The following is a 21287-nucleotide window of genomic DNA, read 5'->3' as shown; positions in this document are numbered from 1 at the left end:
ATTAAACGAAGCTTTGCCATAAAAGGCGAAGCGCCAGTAGAGTCACAATAATGGCAAAGCTTTGTTTGAAGTACGTTGCCGGAATACGATTTAAGAGTTTTAACCCCAGCCACGTACCAAGCGACCCTGCGATTACCATTAATAGAATGGGAATAATCCAAGGTGAGAAGCTAAAACCTACCGCGCCAAAAACAACCGCTTTTGTAAAATGTTGAAAGGACATACTGGCTGAAAAGGTTGCGGCTGTGGACAGTTTGTCGCGATCCATTCTGTGGATAAACGCGGCGACTAATGGCCCTGTTGCACCGACAAACATGGTGATTAAGGTGGTAATTGCCCCTGCAAAAACCGTTTTATAACCGGCTATAGCCCGCTTTTTAGGTTTTGGCCCCCAAACCATATAAAGAATAAAGAGTGCCACTGCACGGCTGATCCAGTCTACGGGAAGCTGTACCAGCACCTGAGAGGCTACTAACGCCCCAACTATTGCCCCAAGAAAAAAGTGCAGCACCATCGGCCAGTGGATATGAGACCACATCATTAGCATACGGTTAGCATTAGAGCCTAACTGCACCATACCGTGAATGGGGATAAGCGCTAATGGCGGTAAAATCGTTGCCATAATAGCAAGAAGCAAGACACCGCCACCGATCCCCATCGCCGCTGTAATAAAAGAAGTGACAGCGCTGGTCAGGATCAGAAAGAGAAGTTCGGTACTACTGATACTATCAGTCAGAAGAGGCGCAATAAGCGCCGTTATATCGGCCTGCACAGCAAACATCCTTTTCGATAAGAACTAGGAGCTAGTAAACAGTAAATAGGCTAATCAACGGCCTGCATCGGCACCATGCTTAGCAAAGCAGAGCGAACCCGCTCAACGCTTAGATCATGGATGCAAGGGTCGGTATCTTCGCCGGTATTGTGGCGGCAAGTATCATATTGGCAAGGCTGGCAGTGACGGTCGCTATTGACGTACTGGGCTGGTGCGCTGTTTTGTGAGCTTCTATTTTTTAACGCATTAGCTGCTTGGCGCTTATTCTCTTGGGGTTGAATGCTTAACTGATGGCTTTGATGGTCAAAGTTGGTCGGCAAATATTCCTGTAATCCCCCAGCGCCTTTAATCACCACTAACGGATGGTTGAGTGCTTTGGTCAACCGGCTGTAGAGGGTTTCTTGGGATAAAACTGCCCGACTGAGGGCCATAAGATCAATTTTATCATCCCATGCAAGGCGGCCAGAAAGATTGGCAATTTCCATTTGACGTTCTCGATCAAGTCCCATGCAGATCGCTTCGCATAGAGATTGTTCCGTCGCTGGTGCAATCAGCCAGACTTGCCAGCCTTGATCAATCAATTGTGCCGCTAATGATGTCCAGCGCTCAACGGGCCAACGTTGTGGGTCGGTTAATTTTCCTCCTGGGCAGAAGGCCACCGCGGGGCGTTCTTTATCGAGATAGTGCTGTTTGACAAGACTAAGACCATTATTCCGATCAGCAAAAAGCTGGGGTAGAAGCACTTCATCGGGCATTTCACCATGATCATCCGCTAACGTAAGATACTGGCTTTTACGGTCGGGGTGCTGGCGAGTGTTCATCCAGCGGGCATCATTGATCAGCATAAAACGTGCGTTACCTAAGCGGCCACTACGTCTGGGTATACCGGCCATCCAAGGTATTAATGCGGGTTTCCAGCGGCGAGTAAACACTAAGGCTTGGTCGAAGGGAATAAATTCTTGCTGCCATTCTTCTAGTTGGCGACCGGCAATCCAGTAGAGCTTTGTTGGGGCATTGGCCTCTGGCAGCATCAAAAGGTCATCCAAACCCTTTAAACGGCGAGCCAAGGCATGTAAACCTTGAGGGGCCATTAAGCTAATGCGGCATTCTCGATGTTTTCGGATCAAACGTTGAATCACGCACTGTAGATCCAGAAGTGCATCCGGTTGATCGTCGGCAATGAGCAGCATTTTCATGACGGTTACTTCTTCCAATGAGGTTAAGGCATGTTAACCCGTATGATGGCTTTTACAAGAGGCTGTTTTACTGCTTCCCATAAAAGCCTATCGGTGCTTGTTGTAAGTCATTGAGCCTATTGACTCTTGTGCCCTAAAAGCATTTGCCAAATATGGCTAACGGCGGTGCGTTGCTCAATAAATTGATCGGCAGGCACTTCGCTGGAAACTTTCTGCATCGAGGCATCATGGGCGGCCTGACGATAAATCAGGTAAGCCTCGCTGAGCTGGGCTACATCTTTTTTGCTGAGCAATCCTACCTGCTCCACTGTTTCCAGAATGCGCATATTATCTGTCCACTGCAATAGCTCTGGAAACTGGGTGCTATACCTTAGAACAAAATACTGGGCGATAAATTCAATATCGACCATGCCACCGGCATCTTGTTTTAGCTGGAACGTTTTACGGTCACCTGTGGCATCGGGCTTAGACCCCAAATTATCCCGCATTTTGATCCGCATGGAGACCACATCTTCTTGCAGTTTTTGCGGATCGCGGGCCTCGGTTAGGATCTCTGCGCGCACTTGCTCAAATTTCTTCGCAACAACTGGGCAGCCCGCAACAACACGGGCGCGCACAAGAGCTTGTTTTTCCCATGTCCAGGCTTCTTTCAGCTGATAGTCTTTAAAGGCTTTAACCGAGCTAACCAATAAGCCAGAATTACCCGATGGCCGCAGGCGCATATCCACTTCATAAAGCTGACCTGACGGGGTTAGGGTGTTTAGAATATGAATAATTCGTTGGCCTAAGCGAGTAAAAAATACACCATTATCAATACTGCGCTTACCGTCAATATTATTGGTATCGGTGACACCTTGGGAGTCGGCGTCATGCAAAAAAACCAAATCCAAGTCGGAGCCATAACCCAGTTCAATCCCACCCATTTTGCCGTAACCGATAATTACAAAAGAGGGATCACAGTGGCTGCCATCTTCTTTAATCGGTAAGCCATATTTTTCGGTTAGGGTTTTCCAGGCCATCTGGAGTACATATTCCAATACGGCTTCGGCGATAAAGGTTAAGTAGTCACTTACCTTCATAAGATGACGGGTTTGATTGATATCTGAGGCCGCCACGCGCAGCACATGGGCACGCTTAAAGTAGCGTAAAGCTTCCATCTGGGCTTCTTCGTCTTCCTCTGGCAGGCGTAACATCTGCTGGCGCAGGTCATCACGCAGAAGATCAAGGTCTGCAGGGGTATACAGTGTGGAAGGGTTCAGTAATTCATCCAGCAAAATTGGCGTTTTGGCGAGGTGTTCCGCAATCCAAGGGCTGGCAGAGCAGAGCTTAACCAGTTGTTTTAGCGCTGCGGGGTTTTCCAGTAAGAGCACAAAGTAAGCACTTCTTCGTAGTACGGCTTCAACCAAAATTAGGGTGCGTTCGAATGTGCGAGAAGGTGCTGCATTTTCCGCCACCGCTTGCAGCAACTGAGGCATAAAGGCATCCAGCCGCTGGCGGCCTTCACGCTGAAGCCCTTGAACGATACGGCTGGTGCGTAGGCGATCCAATCGAGTATAAGTTTCTTCCGCTCGCTCATAGCCCTGATCTTCTAGTAGTCGAGCACCGGCCTCTACTTCATACTCTCCGTTCCAAAGGGCCCCAAGCTCCGTATTTTTAGGGTTGTCACCATGCTCTTCATCTTCAGGGGCGGCAATCACATTATCGAAGTGCTTACTTACTTTGGCGCGTTCTTGCTCTAAGCGAGCTTCAAAATCCTGCCAGTTATCAAAATTCATGATGTACGCCATACGCAGGCGAGGGAAATCATCGTCCGGTAAGGTTTGGGTTTGTTGATCAGCAACACCCTGTAGCGCGTGTTCGGCATTACGCAGAAATAAATAAGCGTCCAGTAGCTCATCGGTGATTTTCTGTGGCAGTAAGCCCAATCCGCTGATAATGGGTAAGCCTTTACGAATGGAGCGCTCTTGTAACTCCGTGTCGCGGCCCCCTCTAATCAACTGAAAAACCTGAGTGATAAACTCCACTTCGCGGATGCCGCCAGGGCCAAGTTTAACGTTGGTGATCAGGCCTTTACGGCGTACTTCTCGATTGATCATCGCTTTCATATCACGTAGGGATTCGATCACGCTAAAGTCGACATATTTGCGATAAACAAAGGAACTAAGCTCCTCAAGAAGCTGGTTCCCACCCTCTATATCACCGGCGATAATTCGGGCTTTGATCATGGCGTAGCGTTCCCACTCTCGACCTTGATCATGGTAGTACTCGATCATGGCGTTATGGCTTAACGCTAACGAACCACTCTGTCCGTAAGGGCGCAGACGCATATCAACCCGAAAAACAAAACCGTCGGCGGTATTGGCATCTAATGCGGCAATTAGCTTTTGTCCAAGGCGAATAAAGAAATCTTGGTTATCCAGTGAGCGCTTACCGCCTTGGGTTTGGCCGTGCTTGGGAAAGCAGAACATTAGGTCGATATCAGAGGATAAATTTAGCTCACAGGCACCTAGTTTACCCATGCCGATAACCGACATACGCTGGGGCTGAGATTGTTTATCGCAAGGGGTTCCCCATTGAGGCGTGTAAAAGTTGTATAGCCAATTCAGAGCTTCATCGACACAGATATCTGCTAGGTGACTAAGCTCTGCTGTGGTCTGCCACATATTGGTCGTAAAACTAAAATCACGCCAGATAATTCGCATCATCATCTGACGGCGGTACTGGCGTAGCGCTCGGTGTAGATCGGCCTCTACTGTGCAGGTGGCAAGTTTCTCTTGCAGGATATCGCGCATTTGCGTTGCGTTGAGTGGTTCGGTGAACCAGCCCTTTTCCAGCATCTCACTAAGTAGGTGTGGAAAACGCAGTGCGCTATCGACCACATAATCACTGCAAACAATAATCTTCTCCGTCTGGGGCAGAGCTTGAAGCGCTACAAAAACATCCGGCTCTAAACGATCCTGTAAACGCTGCCATTGTTTGTCTGCGGTGTCCTTTAATTGCGCGGGTAGATGCGGTACGGGCAATGTCATGGCTTTTCCTTAGTGACTCGATATCAAAGTGAAAACGGTAATAGGTATTGAAATCAAATGTTCGAATGAAATACTGGAGCAGTAAGCATTGATGTCTGTGCCAATGCTTGTCCGAAAATCATGTTGTTAAGCGTGCAACAACAAAGCTAACCCAAGTAACTCCGGCGAAAGCTAGTGCCACAAACACGGCGGCAGAGCCTATATCTTTAGCGCGACCTGACAATTCGTGGTGCTCTGGCCCAATTCGATCAACCACCGCTTCAATGGCGGAATTCACTAACTCTGCAACCAGCACGAGAACGCAGCAGCCGATGAGTAATAAGCGCTCAACCAGAGTTTGACCTAGAAAAAATGCCGCTGGAAATAAAATAATGCACAGGGCGATCTCTTGCCGAAAGGCGGCTTCATTAACAAAGGCTGCTTTTAGCCCTTTCATAGAATATTGGGTTGAGTGAATCAGGTGCTTAAAACCGGTATGGCTTGGCTTCATGATGTTCTTTTTCCTAGCGTCTTTTTTAGCGGTCGCTGAATAATACGCTTTTTGAACCCGCAGCGTCATTCGACCATATTCGTTGTCCGATATTAACTAACGGATGTTAAAGCGTTTCCCCTATGGGGGATTCTCCGTCTGTGATTTCCCCGAGTATGATTTCCCCATGTATAATAACGGCACCTGTGTTTAGGCTTGTCTATATTTTGGCTTGTTTAAACGTCTCGCTACTCATTTATTCAGCACTGATGACGCAGCAGCAATATCAACATCATAATGTTGATCTTGAGTTAATACCCTTTCCGACTGAATCAATCAAAGGACCATTAAAAATGGCTCAGACCATCACGCAAGGCTTTCTGCGTAATTTCCTTGGCAGCTCACCGCTTTGGTATAAGAAAGTTATTTTCGCCTTTTTAATTATTAACCCTATCCTGTTTTTTCTACCAAGCGTTGGCCCTTTTCTTACGGGCTGGCTTTTAATCGTTGAGTTTATTTTCACTTTGGCCATGGCCCTCAAATGCTACCCACTGCAACCCGGTGGTTTGCTGGCAATTGAGGCGATTGTCATAGGTCTTGCGTCACCTGAAACGGTGATGCATGAAATTGAAGGTAATCTGGAGGTAATCTTGCTACTGGTGTTTATGGTGGCAGGTATCTATTTTATGAAGCAGTTGCTGCTGTTTGCTTTCACCAAGATCTTACTGGGTGTGCGCTCTAAGCCGATGCTTGCGCTACTGTTTTGTATTACCGCCGGTTTACTCTCTGCTTTTTTGGATGCGCTAACGGTTACTGCGGTTGTGATCAGTATTGGTGTTGGTTTTTACTCGGTATACCACCGGGTTGCTTCAGGCAAACCGTTTCAAAGTGAGGGTCATGATTATGGTAATGACGGTAGCTTGGCGGTACGAGACCAAGGCGACTTAGATCAGTTTCGGGCCTTTCTTCGCAGTTTATTGATGCACGCGGCGGTGGGAACCGCCTTGGGTGGGGTTTGCACCTTGGTTGGCGAACCGCAGAACCTGTTGATCGCTAAGGTAGCTGGTTGGAACTTTGGTGAGTTCTTTGTCCGCATGGCTCCGGTCACTATGCCGGTTCTTGTGACTGGACTTATCACCTGCGTGCTACTAGAGAAGAGCAAAATCTTTGGTTATGGTGCGTTACTGCCAGACTCTGTGCGCCAGATTCTAGAGAATTTTGATAAAGACCAAACCGCGAAACGAACGGCAAGAGATCGATCTGCACTGATAGTTCAGGCGCTAACCGCCGTTTTTCTGATCTTTGCTTTGGCTTTTCATATGGCAGAAGTCGGCTTAATTGGCTTAACCATTATTGTGATCCAAACCGCTTTTAATGGTATTACAGAAGAGCATCAAATCGGCCATGCGTTTGAAGAGGCGCTGCCTTTTACCGCGCTTTTGGTGGTGTTTTTCTCCATCGTAGCGGTTATTCATGAGCAGCATTTATTTCAGCCGTTTATCCATATGGTGCTAAGCCTTGATACCCATCAGCAGCCTGCCATGCTCTTTATTGCTAACGGACTGCTATCTGCCATTAGTGATAATGTATTTGTGGCGACGGTATATATTACCGAAATAAAAGCGGCGCTAGATGCCGGTGAAATAACCCGTGAACACTTTGATGTGCTGGCGGTAGCCGTTAATACCGGTACTAATTTGCCCAGCGTAGCGACTCCCAATGGACAAGCGGCCTTTCTGTTTCTGCTAACGTCGGCTATAGCGCCTCTTATTCGTCTTTCCTATGGCCGAATGGTTATTATGGCTCTGCCCTACACCATCGTTATGTCGGCTATGGGTTTATACGCGATTATATACTGGGTGAGTTAATGCCTGTCTGAATCTGAATCTTCCGCAAAAAATGAAAGCCGGTATAGAGAATTACAATAGAGTAACAATTCTGTATCCGGCTTTTTTATGTCTTTAAAATCAATCACTCCCGCAGCATTCCTTCTATTAATCAAAATAAAGATTGTTTTCCGACCTTGGTCTTAGGGTTGATTCATTCAAACGTATGTTTTAGATTCAATAGCCCTTACAATGCAAGACCCTCTTTTAGGGGGGGAAGTAAAGGGTGAGAACAAAACAACACGGCAACAGAACAACACTGCAATTGACTAAGAAAAAAGCTGCAAACAAAAAAATAGAGCAGAAAAACAACAATAAAAAACCGGAGTATCCATGAATCTTTCACAACTCACTGAAGGGTTTATTCCCGACAGCGTAAGACAGGATCAAGACCGACTAATACATGCGCGAACGGTTGTTACCGTCGCCTTATTAGCAGGGGTTATTGCGCCTATTTTTGCGATAAGCTATTTCAAGAATCATCATCCGGCTATGGGATGGGGGATTTTGATTGGCAGTGCGGGATTGCTAATAGGCCCCGTTCTGCTTCGGCTGACCGGTAAAGAGCGCTGGGTGGCTGAGGCATCAATTAGCTGTATGTACGCTATGGTGGTTTGGATGCTTTACGTTAATGGCGGAATTATGTCTAGCAGCGCACCCTGGATGGCTTCTATTCCTTTTGCGGCTATTTTTATTGCCGGTCGAGGCTCCGGTTACTTCTGGTCTGCGGTTAGCTTAACAACGGTGGCTACTTTTCTGCTGATTCATAATACGGGCATTGTTCTGCCGGAATCGCCTATTCCTGAACAGATGATTGCGACTCAACAAGCAAAATCTTTAATGGGAATGAGCTTAATTGTTATTGTGTTGGCACTGGCCTTTGATAAAGCCAAAAGTCAGGGTTTTGCTCAGCTAGAGACCGCCCGTCAAGCCAGTGAATCAGGGGAACAGCGTATTGCAGAGATTCTTTCCCATGTCACGACATCGATCCATCAGGCTGAAAATGTTAGCCGAGAGGTCACGTCCAGTGCTCAACGTATTGCACAAACCATGCAGCAACAGAATCAAGCGGTCAATGGGATGGTTGAGACTGCAGATTCCATGGCAGCCGATGTTTGTTCGCAGGCACGAGAGGCTGAACAGGCCGCACAAACGGCTCAGCGAACCGGTACAGAAGCTACAGAAGGCGGAACGGTAATGAATGAGGCTGTTGATAAACTCAACCATGCAACACAGGTGATGGCCGATGCGGCTGTAAGGCTAGAAGCGTTAGAACAAAGTAGCAACGAGGTTGATTCTATTGTGGTGATGATTCACGGCATTGCCGAGCAAACTAACTTATTGGCTTTGAACGCAGCAATAGAGGCCGCCCGAGCGGGGGAGCAGGGTCGAGGTTTTGCTGTTGTCGCCGATGAAGTCCGCAGCCTTGCTGAACGCACACGCCATGCCACGCAGGATATTAGTAGCAAGATACGGCTAATCGTTGATGGCACAGAGTCTGCCATCGCGGCTATGCGTGAGGGAAGCCAAGAGGTCAAGGTAGGGCAAGGTCATGCCCAAGCTGCTCAAGGGCAGATTCAGGGTATTATTCGGGATACATGCCAGCTAAGTCAGCAGATGGTACAGTTATCAGGAATGGGACAGCAACAGCAAACAACCTTTACTCGCTATGCGGAGGAGATTCGCACGATTGGTAGCCAAGTGCTGCAGCTAACCGATGAGACACGACAGATTCAAAGCAATATTGAACAATTGGATCGAATTATGGGTGAGTTGAGCCAATCTGTTGGGCAGTTCGAGTAGTAAAGTAATCGTCAATAGGGCAGTTTTGATACGCGATGAAATGATACCCCGTGATAAATAGCTTATGCTTAGATCTCATGGATCAGTGACCCAAAGGAAATCTTTTCATTATGCGTAAATTGGCCCCCTTTTCTTACCGGCCATTGTTCTTTTCTGGCTTACTTCTGTTAGTCGCCTGCGGTGAGAACCTAGATAATACTGCATCCGGCTATACTTCTGTTGCTATGACGTGCAACCCTGTCCGCTACTCGTTAATAGACTCTTCAACGGCAGGCTCTTCAAACACAGACGCATCAAAAACAGATTCTTCAACAGACCCCTTGCGTGAACAGCAATGGCATCTAGCCAATGCTGACAGCACTATCAAGCAGGGTATCAATCTACCGGAATCATTATGGAGCAGTATCACCGGCCAAGGCGTTAATATTGCGATAGTGGATACAAGCATCGACTATAACCATCCCGATCTTCAAGAGAACCTTGATTTACAGAACTCTTGCCAGTTTGGCGATACGCCGACAGGAGGTCATGGAACTGCTGTGGCAGGCTTAATTGGCGCAATTAAAGATAACGGTCAAGGCATAACTGGAGTTGCTCCTGGGAGTACTATTCTAGGGTTTAATACTCTTGATCTTCCCGATGAACAAATCACAACGGCAACATGGGCAACCTCTCTGTCTGCAACTAATAGTCGCAATGCCGCCATTGATGTTTTTAATCTAAGCTTTGGTTTTCAACCGAAAAGTACACCTGTTGATTTTGATGTAAACCTGAACGGTATTACTCAGGAGGGGGTTGAATTGGGTCGAGGCGGTTTAGGGGCGCTCTACTTTAAAGCGGCAGGTAACTATTTTATCGATACGGCCTGTGATGTCAGTGATAGTGATTATTATATAACGGATTTACCCTGCCAGAGTGCCACGTTAGATCCAGATAATAATATTGCCTATATGATGGTCGTTGCCGCACTCAGTGCTGACGGGGCTCGAGCCCATTATTCTTCTTCAGGCTCTAGTATTTTATTTTCAGCGCCAGGGGGGGGGAATGGGAATAACGACAGCAATGTGAGTAGCGCAAGCCGCAACAGTATCGGCAGTGTAGGTCTTGTCACGACCAAGGATATTGATCTGGCGGTGCCTAGTACCGATCCAAAGTTGATGGATATTCCGGGCTACGCAGGTTACACCCGTAATTTCACCGGTACGTCTGCAGCTACACCGATTGCAACCGGTGTTGCCGCATTAATCTTACAGGCTAACCCAAGCTTAGGTTGGCGAGATGTTCGGGATATTTTGATACGAACAGCGGATATTGTGGATGCATCAATCCATACAGTTAATATTGGTAGTTTGATCGTAGAGCCTGCTTGGCAAACCAATGGCGCAGGTCTTAGCTATCATAATTGGTATGGCTTTGGTCGGATCAATGCAAATGCTGCCGTCAATCGAGCGATTGACCATATCAACCTGCCGACTCAGATAGTAAAAACAGTATCTGACACAACCTCTGGATCTATTCCGAACGATATAGCGCAACCTTTCAGGCATTATTTTTCAGCGCCTACAGGTATGAGTACGGTTGAGTCGGTACAGCTTAAGCTCAATATTAGTCATCCTTATCCCGCAGATCTTATGGTTCAACTGACCTCTCCAAGTGGTACTGATAGTGTTATGCTGACGCCTAGAAATGCACTTTCTGGTGAAATAGAAGGCTATGAATTTACCTTGTTAAGCCAAGCTTTTTATGGCGAAAATAGTGCGGGTGACTGGATATTAACCGTTTACGATACCGATAATGATGAGTACGCCGCAGGTGCTGTACATGACTGGTCCGCAACGTTTTATGGGTATTAAGTATTAAAAATTAAGAGTTAGACGCTAAGAGTTAGAAGTGAAAAACTAAGAGCATTGAGCTATTAAAAAGGGATAAGAGGAATAACAATGCGTATATTAGAGTTAATCCTTATTGGACTGTTGGTTTTAATGCCGCAGACAGCATCGGCATATAACGGCAAAAAACCATTATCCCAACAGGATCAGCTACCGGCTAGCTTGAAAACAGGCAAGCAGATTCGTATCGAAAATAGCCATTATTTAATCCTGGATCAGGTTAAAGCCTACGATACTGATTTGCTAGGTGAGCAAAGAACCGTGCAGAGCACTCAAAGCACGGAGCTGGGCCGAAAAGGTCGTTACAGTATTCAGTCACAGGTGATATCGGGAGTGGCAGGTAGGCCCGTCGTTTGGAATCAAACGACGCAGCGCTATGCTGTTCTGCTGGATGAATTAGGTTTGGTGTTGAATGACAATAGCAGTGCCGAAGCAGTTGCTCGGCAATATAATATGACGCTAACGGTGCAAATTAAGCGTCTCAATCGTGCTTATTTTCAGTTGGATGCTAATCGGATACCTGATCTTATGCGTGAACTTCAGCAGGATATTCGCGTGAAAAAAGTACTGCCAAGCCTACTGGATAATGTTCGAGAACCGATGTAGCACGGTTATTTTTTATCGGTTTTTAGCATTGAATGGGCTTTTAGGATTGTGATGCTTTCCAATCCTGAGCCGCCTGAAACCGTGCTTTAAGGTAAACCATCAACTCATCCAACGCGGCCTCGGCTGCGCCTACATCACTCTTTTCGATAGCTTGATAAAGTCTCTGGTGGACAGCTACCACATCTAAGCGATCTCGAAAACGAAACACCACCATATTGGTGACAGGCTGCATGGCTTCTATCACTGCGTACATTAGAAACTGGAGCATTGCGTTTTGACAGGCGTCGACAAGGGCGCGATGAAAGCGTACATCTGACGCGCAAAATTCTTCATCGGTTAATGAATCATCTTGCTGGAGATCTAACTCCTGCTGTAGCTGAGCTAATGCAGATTTATCAGGATTCTGTGCTGCTAGGCGGATACAGCTTTTTTCTAATTCATGTCGCGCATCAGCAATCTCAGACAGGCTAAACTGATCCATACTTGCCAGCAATGTAGCGGAAGCCGTTAAGCTATTGCTGGCATCTTCCAGCGATGGGCGATTAACAAAGGTTCCCCCTGTTGGCCCTCGGCGTGAACGGATCAAGTTTTGTGCCGCCAGCCTCTTTAATGCTTCGCGAATGGTTGGCCGAGATACTTGATAGCGGGCTGCCAGCTCATCTTCTGTCGGTAGACGATCATCGGCTTTTAGCGCGCCAGACAAAATAGCTTCGTGCAGTTGTTCCGAAATTTGCTTGGCTAAGCTTTGAGTCATCAGGGGTTGGATTTTCACAACAAGCCTCAGAGATTGGGTCTGAAATAGAACTCAGCATAATAACAAAGTGTCGTGATTAACGCATCATTCTTCTATTTGTTTGACAAATAGAAGAATTAGCTATTACCCTAGAATACACGTATCAGCGGCGGTTTAAACACGCTCTGTCTGATTAAGCACGGATTTACTATGTCATTCTAATTTCTAATGCTAGCGCATAGAACGCATAAATAAGGGGTCAATAGCATGAGTCAAGTCAATAGCACTAATAAAGCTCTAGTTCTGGAACAAGAAGATAAAAAAACTATCGCAGAAGTACGCCAGTTAGCGGCAAGTGATCTTCCTGAAGGTGATGTGCTGGTCAATATTGATTACAGCTCGCTTAATTACAAAGATGCTCTTGCGGTAACAGGCGCCGGTAAAATTGTGCATCAATTTCCTATGGTGCCAGGTATTGATCTGGCCGGTACAGTAGCGGAATCGGCAAGCCCTGATTACAAAGTTGGTGATGCGGTTGTACTGACCGGTTGGAGCGTTGGTGAACGCTTTTGGGGTGGGTATGCTCAGCAGATGCGAGTGCAATCTAAGTGGTTGGTGCCCCTGGATAAAGGTTTAAGTTCAAAGCAGGCGATGACGATTGGCACGGCGGGTTTAACCTCAATGCTGTGTGTTATGCGTTTGCAGGAAAGTGGCCTAAAACCTAAGCAGGGCCCTGTTCTTGTGACAGGTGCCACGGGTGGTGTTGGTAGTCTTGTGGTAGCCCTATTGGCTAAAAACGGCTTTGAAGTCGTCGCCGTTAGCGGTAAAGCGGATAGTGTGGACTATTTAAAACAGCTGGGTGCTTCAGAGGTATTGCCACGTAGTGAGTTTGAAGAAAAAGTGCGCCCATTGGATAAATCTCGCTGGGCTGGTGCTGTGGATACTGTTGGTGGTGATATCTTGGCAAAAGTGCTATCTCAGATGAACTATGATGGCCGCGTTGCAACGGTGGGTTTGGCCGCTAGTTTTTCTCTGAACACAACGGTAATGCCTTTTATTCTGCGCGGTGTTGATCTACTGGGTGTAGACAGCGTGATGATTCCTTACGAGCGTCGAGTGCAGGCATGGGCGCGCCTTGCTAGAGAATTACCGCAGGAGATTATGGATCAGGTATCAGAGGAAGTTGGTCTTGAGGCTTTGCCTGCGTATGCACAAAATATGGTGGAAGGTAAGATCAAAGGCCGTGTTTTGGTGAACCCTAACATATAGTCCGCAGTTGGATAAAAAGACGGCCTGATAATCATCAGGCCGTCTTTTTTATTCTGATTTTCAGCAAAATTAACCGAAAAAGTAACGAGACCAGAATATCGTCGCTGGAAGGCAGTTCATACCAATCAGAACAGCTAGACCAGGGATTACGTAAATAAGGCCCGCTTCGTCACGGAAGTTTTCGTCATGATCAGACATTTCAGATCCTCACAGATTGATTAAATGGGTCGCTGAGACTTGTTTTCTAATGATTAGAATCATTTATTTTTAGAATGGAGCTTCTTGATCTATGTCAACTGTGACAGGCATTTTACGGAGATATGACGATCTGTCCAGTGCAACCTTAGGACTAAAGCGTGTTTTTTGATGGTCTAAATTACAGATCGGCCACCTTCTACCGGCAAAATCACACCGGTAAGATAGCGGTTGTCCATAATATACTGGATGGTTTGGGTGATTACTTCTGCCCCTGGTTCGATTTGAAGGGCTGATTTCTTCAGCGCTTTTTCCCGATAAGCAGCATCGTCATTGGGTTGAAACATAATAAGAGCAGGGGCGATAGCATTCACCTTAATATTCGGGGCAAAACGGGCGGCAAAAGATTGAGTGAGGCTTTCTAAACCGGCTTTGGTTGCAACGTAGGCTCCGTGTTTTTTGGAGCCTTTTTGCACAACGGCATCGCTAATATGAATAATATCCCGCTGACCTTGATAGGCTAGCAGCAAAGGTTCACAGGCTTGGTTGATCAGTAATGGCGCTAGCATGTGTACGGTAAATAAGTGTTGGAAATTTTCTGATGCACTCTTTAAATCTTGCTGGTCTGGCAGCCAGTCTGAGGCATTGTGAATAATGCCTCGTAAGCATAAGGTTGCGTTTTTCAGTCGCTGGATAAAATCCAGAATATGGGCTTCATCGGTAAAGTCGGCCTGTAGCGTGGTGATGCCTTTTGCACGAAGCAGGTCAAGCTCAGGCCGCTCTGTTCGGTAGGTGATAATCACTGGCTGACCGGAGTCCGCCAGTGTTTCTGCCGCATGGCGACCTAAGCGTCGTCCGCCGCCAGTAATTAATACTGGGGCAAGTTGAGCTATCTTGGTCTGTGTGGCAGGTATTGTCATAAGTGTCTTCTTATTTTCTTGGGGCGTAGGCAAAAACGTCGGAGAACACACATTCATCGGATAAGCCATATTGAATCAGCGTATCGGTAACCGAGTAAACCATATTGGGTGAGCCGCCGGCGTAAACTGTGGCATCATCAAACTTGCTATGGTCTTTGATCATGGCGTCGTGCAACATGCCGACGTGGCCACTCCATTTCTCATCAGGTAGCAGATCACCAATGACGGGTACAAAATGAAAGTTTTCGTATTCTTCCTGCCACTGCTGCGGCAGTTCTGCCAAATACAAATCACGTAGACGGCGCGCACCCCAGTAAAGGTATAGCTGTTGGGTAGAGCCTTGCTCGAAGGCTTCTTCTAGCAGCGCTTTCATCTGAGTGAAGCCGGTGCCTGCGGCGACAAAGAATGCTTTATCGGTACCCGTTGCTTTTAGGGTACAGACGCCTTTTGGTAGCTCCACTTGAATGGTGCCTTGCTCTTGCAAACTTTGTAGCAGTAAGCGTGAGTTGTCGCGGTCAGGTAAGTGTTGTATGTGCAGTTCAATGCGTCGACCGTCAGGCCGATTAGCGATTGAAAAGGCGTTACGGTCACCGTTGGGTAAAATAATTTCTAAATACTGTCCGGCGGCGTAATCCAATGCTTGACCCGCAGGTGCTTGTAGCACAACGCGGTACACATCAGAGCTACCCAGTAGCTCAACTGATTCAATCTGACAGGCCAATGTCTTCACAATATAGTCTCCTGGCGCAAGAACACGGTTCAGCTTTATCGCTGCTGGCTCTCGCGCATATGCAGTACAAAATAAAAAAGAGGTTCCTGGCGTTGCGATCTGTTCGCCTACGGAAGTGCGGTAAAAAACTTCACCTTGAACCAAAGTGGTTTCACACACTTCGCAGACGCCATTTCTACAGCCACGTAACAGACGAAATCCCTGTTGTTGTGCCGCTTCTAGAAAATTCTGCTCAGGGTAAATGCTCAGTTGAGCCTGACCCTGATTGCAGTCAATGTTGAAGCTGGGCTTTCTTGATGTCATGCCGAGTTAGTATCCTTGCGGCGTTTCGTCTATTCGCTCAGTAAACCCTTGCGGTGTTCACTGTACCTTTGTCTGTTTCTTGTTTGGTATGGTAAGAAACCGAAGCAAGGGTACTTTATTTTAAGGTGCTTTATTTAAGATTTAAGGTGCTTTGAAGATCCCTAAATCATCCCATAAATCATCCACGCGTTGTTTAACCGCTGGATCCATCTCGATTGGCTCTCCCCATTCTCGATCCGTTTCACCGGGCATCTTGTTGGTCGCATCCATTCCCATTTTAGAACCTAAGCGGGGAATAGGTGAGGCAAAATCAAGATAATCGATAGGGGTGTTTTCGATCATGGTGGTATCTCGTGCAGGGTCCATACGCGTGGTGATCGCCCAAATCACATCCTTCCAATCTCGAATATTAATATCGTCATCGGTGACAATCACAAATTTGGTGTACATAAACTGACGAAGGAATGACCAAACGCCCATCATTACCCGTTTGGCATGTCCCGGATATTGCTTTTTCATACTGACAATCGCCATCCGGTAGGAACAACCCTCCGGTGGTAGATAGAAGTCGACAATTTCTGGGAATTGTTTCTGTAAAATGGGAACAAAGACTTCGTTCAGTGCCACGCCCAATACAGCAGGCTCATCCGGTGGTCGACCGGTATAGGTGCTGTGGTAGATCGGATTTTTACGATGAGTGATGCGCTCAACGGTAAAAACAGGAAACTTTTCCACTTCGTTGTAGTAGCCGGTATGGTCGCCGAAGGGGCCTTCCGGTGCCATCTCATCAGGGTAGATATGGCCTTCTAAAATAATCTCAGCGTTAGCTGGAACCTGAAGGTCATTACCGATACATTTACCTAATTCTGTTTTAGAACCGCGTAAAAGCCCAGCAAAGGCATACTCTGATAACGTGTCTGGTACGGGGGTAACTGCGCCTAAAATCGTTGCGGGATCTGCACCTAGTGCAACGGAGATAGGAAAAGGTTTGCCCGGATAGGCCTGTTGCCATTCACGGAAATCCAGTGCGCCACCTCGATGGGATAGCCAGCGCATAATCAGCTTGTTTTTACCAATTAACTGTTGGCGGTAGATGCCTAAGTTTTGGCGTTCTTTATGAGGGCCTTTAGTGATGACCAAAGGCCATGTCACTAAGGGGCCTGCATCGCCCGGCCAGCAAGTTTGGATGGGTAGTTTGTAAAGATCAACATGATCACCTTCAAGTACGATTTCCTGACAGGCAGGGTTGCGAACTTTTTTTGGCCCCATGTTAAGCACTTTTCTGAAGACGGGTAGTTTTTCTATGGCGTCTTTAAAGCCTTTGGGCGGCTCTGGTTCTTTCAGATAAGCCAGCAGTTTACCCACATCACGCAGGGCTTCGACGCTATCTTCACCCATGCCTAATGCAACCCGGCGTGGGGTACCAAATAAATTACCCAGTACGGGCATGGTATGGCCGATGGGGTTTTCAAATAGCAGTGCAGGGCCTTCTTGACGCAGGGTTCGGTCACAAATCTCGGTCATTTCAAGCACGGGATCAATGGGCTGAGAGATGCGCTTTAGCTCGCCCATCGCCTCTAACTGATCAATAAATTCACGTAGGTCTTTATAGCGCATAGAACACCCCTAATGCCATGAATCTTAGGCTAATAATATTAGAAGAAGCCACCGGTGCTAAGCCGCCAGAGAGCGGAGAGCGTTATACGGTAACTGAGGCTTTTCGTTAGATGTGAAAAAGGGCAAGCCATCGCTTACCCTTATTTCGTACCGTACTGATAAGCCTTGAGGTTACTTGCGCTTCATCGCCTCAAAGAACTCATCATTTGTTTTGGTGTCTTTCAAGCGATCAAGCATAAACTCGATAGCGCCTGTGTCTTCCATTGGATTCAGTAATTTACGCAAAATCCATACGCGTTGCAGGCCGTCTTCAGTGGTTAGAAGATCTTCACGACGGGTACCAGAGCGGCGAATATTAATGGCTGGGTAGACACGTTTCTCTGCAATCTTACGATCCAGATGCAGTTCCATGTTACCGGTACCTTTAAATTCTTCGAAAATCACTTCGTCCATTTTCGAACCGGTATCCACAAGGGCGGTTGCGATAATGGTCAGGCTGCCGCCGTGCTCAATATTACGAGCTGCACCGAAAAAGCGCTTAGGCTTCTCAAGAGCGTGGGCATCAACACCACCGGTAAGTACTTTACCAGAGGATGGAATCACGGTGTTGTAAGCACGGGCAAGACGGGTGATAGAATCCAGCAAAATAACAACATCTTTTTTATGCTCTACGAGACGCTTGGCACGCTCGATCACCATTTCAGCCACTTGAACGTGACGAGCTGGTGGTTCGTCAAACGTTGATGCAACAACTTCACCACGAACCGAGCGAGTCATCTCGGTTACTTCCTCTGGACGCTCATCAATCAAGAGTACGATCATGTGGCATTCAGGGTTGTTACGGGTGATAGAAGAAGCAATGTTCTGCAACATCAAGGTTTTACCGGCTTTTGGTGGCGAAACAATCAAGCCACGCTGGCCTTTACCTATCGGGGCGACGAGATCAATAACCCGAGCGGTAAGATCTTCTGTCGAACCGTTACCGATCTCCATGATCAAGCGATCATCGGGGAACAGTGGTGTTAAATTTTCGAACAGGATTTTGTGCTTTGAATTCTCTGGTTTGTCGAAGTTAATTTCGTTAACTTTCAACAAAGCAAAATAGCGTTCACCGTCTTTAGGTGGACGAATCTTACCGGCAATGTGATCGCCTTTTCGCATATTGAAACGGCGAATCTGGCTCGGGGAGACATAAATGTCATCCGGCCCAGCTAGGTAAGAACTATCTGCAGAACGCAAGAAGCCGAAACCATCCTGCAAAATCTCCAGAACACCATCACCGTAAATATCTTCACCGCTTTTCGCGTGACGTTTTAGGATGGCAAAAATAATATCTTGCTTGCGTGAGCGAGCAACGTTATCAACGCCCATTTCTTGGGCGAGGTCGATCAATTCAGGGACAGATTTTTGCTTTAATTCGGTAAGATTCATGGGTCGTTAGGAGTTTTGGTTTACGGATAAATTCTGGCGAATGGCTTCGATCAGACTGGGACTGACCAGCAAGTTGCTGCCGGTAGCGTTTAAAAGGAGAAGGTATGCGGATTGCACACAACGTTGAGAAACATACCATCAATGAGGAGAATGTACCAGCATTTGCCGGTATATATTGCACAGACAAGTGCGCCTGCGCAATATATGGGTCACTTAAAGGTTACCATCAAGGAAGGTTGCCAGTTGTGACTTAGACAAAGCACCAACTTTCGTTGCTTCAACATTGCCGTTCTTGAATAGCATCAGTGTTGGAATACCACGAATACCAAACTTAGGTGGAACTTCAGTGTTTTCATCGATGTTTAGTTTGCAAACCTTAATTTTACCTGCATATTCTTGAGCAATTTCTTCAAGAACAGGCGCAATCATTTTGCATGGACCACACCATTCCGCCCAGTAATCAACCAATACTGGCACGTCTGATTTAAGAACATCGTCGTCAAAAGATGCATCGCTAACATTTACAATATTTTCGCTCATTTACATGCCTCCGAGGCAAAAAATAATCGCTCAATTCAACTGCTTGGCGCAGGGAGCATTAAAGATGATAAGAGGATTCACGTCAGGGGTAGGCTAAATAGGAATACCTAGCACTGATTAAATACCTTTTAATGAATAGCTCTATCATAGCACCGGAATGCCCGACGGTAAAAGTTGGAATTAAGCATAAGCTAATAAATAACAGTAATTGCTAATAGAGCGTCCGGCAAAATGGTTCAGAATAAATAAAAGCAAGGTGTTGTCATGGATTCGTCATGTGACACTTTTATGATCGTGCCATAATGACGGGAACTTTAAGTGTGACGGAAAGGCTAATAATAATGAGCGAAATGGATAAGCCAGCAACAACCCCATCAGATTCCAAGATCGATAGTAATTTGCTTGCTGCTATTGATCTTGGCTCCAACAGCTTTCATTTGATGGTGGCCCGCTCGGTACAGGGTGAGATTCAAACCCTTGAACGGCTTGGGGAAAAAGTTCAACTTGCGGCAGGTCTTGATCAAGACAGCAACCTTACAGAAGAAGCACAACAGCGAGGTCTAGATTGCCTGAGCCGTTTTGCACCTTTTTTAACGGGGGTCGACCCAGATAATATCCGTATTGTGGGGACTAACGCCTTAAGAGCGGCCCACAATACCCGTAGCTTTTTAAATCGAGCACAAAAAGTATTGGGACACCCTCTTGAGATTATTAGTGGTCGAGAAGAAGCCCGTCTTATCTATGTCGGGGCGGCCCACTCTTTGGCAACAGCTAAAGGCCGACGCTTGGTGGCGGATATTGGAGGGGGGAGCACGGAGTTTATTATTGGTGATGGCTTTGAACCTCAAGCGCTAGAAAGTTTGCATATGGGCTGCGTGGTTTACAGTAAGCGTTTTTTTCCTGACGGCCAAATTACAACAAAACGCTATCAACAGGCAGTGCTTGCGGCTAAGAACGAGCTGCTTAATATTGTTAAGCCGTATAAGAACTTAGGCTGGCAGCAAACAGTTGGCACGTCAGGAACAATCAAGGCTACCGCTGCAGTTCTGCTTCAAAATGGCTGGAGCGATGGACTGATAACGCCAGAGGCTCTGGGTAAATTGAGCAAAGCCCTGCTTAAATTTAAAGATTTAGATAGCGTACAGCTGGATGGCTTAAGGGCGGACCGGGCTAAAGTATTCCCTGCGGGAGTGGCTATTTTGCAGGCTATTTTCGAGCTGTTTGATATTCAAGAGATGACTTTTACCGAAGGGGCGCTTCGAGAAGGGATTCTGTCCGATCTGTTAGGCCGTTTCTCTGATAAAGATATCCGAGAACAAACGGTTAATAGCCTCAGTGAGCGTTATCGGGCCGATCCTCAACAGGCGACCGCAGTGAGTCAAACGGCTTTAAACCTCTTCGAACAGGTGAAATCTGGATGGAATTTAAAGCATGATGAGCTTAAACAGATTCTCCGTTGGGCCGCTCAATTGCATGAGATAGGCTTGGGTATTTCCCACAGCCAGTTCCATAAGCATGGCGCTTACTTACTGAATCATTCTGATCTTTCAGGGTTTTCTCAGCAGCAGCAAGCAATGTTGGCGGTACTTGTACGAAGCCATCGTCGGAAATTTCCTATGGCAGAGTTTCGTATGCAGCCAGAGGCGTTGGAGCAGCCCTTGATTTACTTGGCCATTTTGCTGCGTTTGGCGGTTAATTTAAATCATAGTCGACCTGATGAGGGCAATCTGAATGCCAAAATTAAAGTAGATGGCTCACAGATTAAACTCAGTTTTCCTAAAGATTGGCTGGAAGAAAATCCACTAACGCAGGCAGACTTAGAGGCAGAACAAGCTTATCTTAGTGCCTATGGCTATAAATTGGTTTTTTAGCAGTCTGATATAAAAAAAGCCTCACTTT

Annotated in this window: 17 protein-coding genes; 6 read left to right on the top strand and 11 right to left on the bottom strand. The window is 46.8% G+C overall.

Going from position 1 to position 21287, the window contains the following annotated elements:
• Position 1 precedes the first annotated feature (1 nt).
• From G517_RS0116055 to G517_RS0116040, 4 genes are all read right to left on the bottom strand, one after another.
• The gene (locus G517_RS0116055; protein WP_245543276.1) at positions 2 to 772 is read right to left on the bottom strand and encodes a sulfite exporter TauE/SafE family protein; all 771 of its coding nucleotides are present in this window, start codon (positions 770 to 772) and stop codon (positions 2 to 4) included.
• A gap of 50 nt (positions 773 to 822) precedes the next feature.
• The gene (waaF, locus tag G517_RS0116050; protein WP_028305249.1) at positions 823 to 1968 is read right to left on the bottom strand and encodes a lipopolysaccharide heptosyltransferase II; all 1146 of its coding nucleotides are present in this window, start codon (positions 1966 to 1968) and stop codon (positions 823 to 825) included.
• Positions 1969 to 2084: 116 nt separating this feature from the next.
• Entirely contained in the window at positions 2085 to 4997 is a 2913-nt protein-coding gene (glnE, locus tag G517_RS0116045) for a bifunctional [glutamate--ammonia ligase]-adenylyl-L-tyrosine phosphorylase/[glutamate--ammonia-ligase] adenylyltransferase (protein ID WP_028305248.1), read from the bottom strand.
• Positions 4998 to 5115: 118 nt separating this feature from the next.
• On the bottom strand, positions 5116 to 5487 hold the full coding sequence (locus G517_RS0116040; protein WP_028305247.1) for a diacylglycerol kinase: 372 nt from the start codon (positions 5485 to 5487) through the stop codon (positions 5116 to 5118).
• 332 nt (positions 5488 to 5819) lie between these two features.
• Here G517_RS0116040 and nhaB point away from each other — a divergent pair, with 332 nt between their 5' ends.
• The 4 genes from nhaB (at position 5820) to G517_RS0116020 (ending at position 11650) form a co-directional block, all read left to right on the top strand.
• Complete coding sequence (nhaB, locus tag G517_RS0116035) at positions 5820 to 7334, top strand: sodium/proton antiporter NhaB (RefSeq protein WP_028305246.1); 1515 nt, start codon at positions 5820 to 5822, stop codon at positions 7332 to 7334.
• A 351-nt stretch (positions 7335 to 7685) separates the two neighbouring features.
• Complete coding sequence (locus tag G517_RS0116030) at positions 7686 to 9155, top strand: methyl-accepting chemotaxis protein (protein WP_028305245.1); 1470 nt, start codon at positions 7686 to 7688, stop codon at positions 9153 to 9155.
• A gap of 110 nt (positions 9156 to 9265) precedes the next feature.
• The gene (locus G517_RS0116025; RefSeq protein ID WP_028305244.1) at positions 9266 to 11008 is read left to right on the top strand and encodes a S8 family serine peptidase; all 1743 of its coding nucleotides are present in this window, start codon (positions 9266 to 9268) and stop codon (positions 11006 to 11008) included.
• 87 nt (positions 11009 to 11095) lie between these two features.
• Positions 11096 to 11650 (top strand): hypothetical protein, encoded by a 555-nt coding sequence (locus G517_RS0116020; RefSeq protein WP_028305243.1) that lies wholly within the window; start codon positions 11096 to 11098, stop codon positions 11648 to 11650.
• A 40-nt stretch (positions 11651 to 11690) separates the two neighbouring features.
• On the opposite strand, the gene G517_RS0116015 is transcribed toward G517_RS0116020, so the two are convergent.
• The gene (locus G517_RS0116015; RefSeq protein ID WP_028305242.1) at positions 11691 to 12422 is read right to left on the bottom strand and encodes a FadR/GntR family transcriptional regulator; all 732 of its coding nucleotides are present in this window, start codon (positions 12420 to 12422) and stop codon (positions 11691 to 11693) included.
• A 228-nt stretch (positions 12423 to 12650) separates the two neighbouring features.
• On the opposite strand from G517_RS0116015, the gene acuI reads away from it, so the two are divergent.
• Complete coding sequence (acuI, locus tag G517_RS0116010; protein WP_028305241.1) at positions 12651 to 13652, top strand: acrylyl-CoA reductase (NADPH); 1002 nt, start codon at positions 12651 to 12653, stop codon at positions 13650 to 13652.
• 69 nt (positions 13653 to 13721) lie between these two features.
• On the opposite strand, the gene G517_RS21275 is transcribed toward acuI, so the two are convergent.
• The 6 genes from G517_RS21275 to trxA all read right to left on the bottom strand — a co-directional run bounded on the left by G517_RS21275 (position 13722) and on the right by trxA (position 19388).
• Positions 13722 to 13850: a hypothetical protein gene (locus G517_RS21275; protein ID WP_281167533.1), complete on the bottom strand. Its 129-nt coding sequence runs from the start codon at positions 13848 to 13850 to the stop codon at positions 13722 to 13724.
• Positions 13851 to 14023: 173 nt separating this feature from the next.
• Positions 14024 to 14767, bottom strand: coding sequence for a dihydromonapterin reductase (folM, locus tag G517_RS0116000; RefSeq protein ID WP_051206508.1), 744 nt, complete (start codon positions 14765 to 14767; stop codon positions 14024 to 14026).
• Positions 14768 to 14777: 10 nt separating this feature from the next.
• Positions 14778 to 15800: a 2Fe-2S iron-sulfur cluster-binding protein gene (locus tag G517_RS19610; protein ID WP_051206507.1), complete on the bottom strand. Its 1023-nt coding sequence runs from the start codon at positions 15798 to 15800 to the stop codon at positions 14778 to 14780.
• A gap of 141 nt (positions 15801 to 15941) precedes the next feature.
• On the bottom strand, positions 15942 to 17417 hold the full coding sequence (ubiD, locus tag G517_RS0115990; protein WP_028305239.1) for a 4-hydroxy-3-polyprenylbenzoate decarboxylase: 1476 nt from the start codon (positions 17415 to 17417) through the stop codon (positions 15942 to 15944).
• 171 nt (positions 17418 to 17588) lie between these two features.
• Entirely contained in the window at positions 17589 to 18848 is a 1260-nt protein-coding gene (gene rho / locus G517_RS0115985; RefSeq protein WP_028305238.1) for a transcription termination factor Rho, read from the bottom strand.
• Positions 18849 to 19061: 213 nt separating this feature from the next.
• The gene (gene trxA, locus G517_RS0115980) at positions 19062 to 19388 is read right to left on the bottom strand and encodes a thioredoxin TrxA (RefSeq protein ID WP_028305237.1); all 327 of its coding nucleotides are present in this window, start codon (positions 19386 to 19388) and stop codon (positions 19062 to 19064) included.
• Positions 19389 to 19729: 341 nt separating this feature from the next.
• On the opposite strand from trxA, the gene ppx reads away from it, so the two are divergent.
• The gene (gene ppx, locus G517_RS0115975) at positions 19730 to 21259 is read left to right on the top strand and encodes an exopolyphosphatase (RefSeq protein WP_245543275.1); all 1530 of its coding nucleotides are present in this window, start codon (positions 19730 to 19732) and stop codon (positions 21257 to 21259) included.
• The last annotated feature ends 28 nt before the right edge of the window (positions 21260 to 21287 follow it).

It is taken from the genome of Oceanospirillum maris DSM 6286 (assembly GCF_000422865.1).
Taxonomy (GTDB): domain Bacteria; phylum Pseudomonadota; class Gammaproteobacteria; order Pseudomonadales; family Halomonadaceae; genus Oceanospirillum; species Oceanospirillum maris.
Note: the sequence above shows the minus strand (reverse complement) of the source record. Positions and strands in the feature narration are given on the sequence as shown.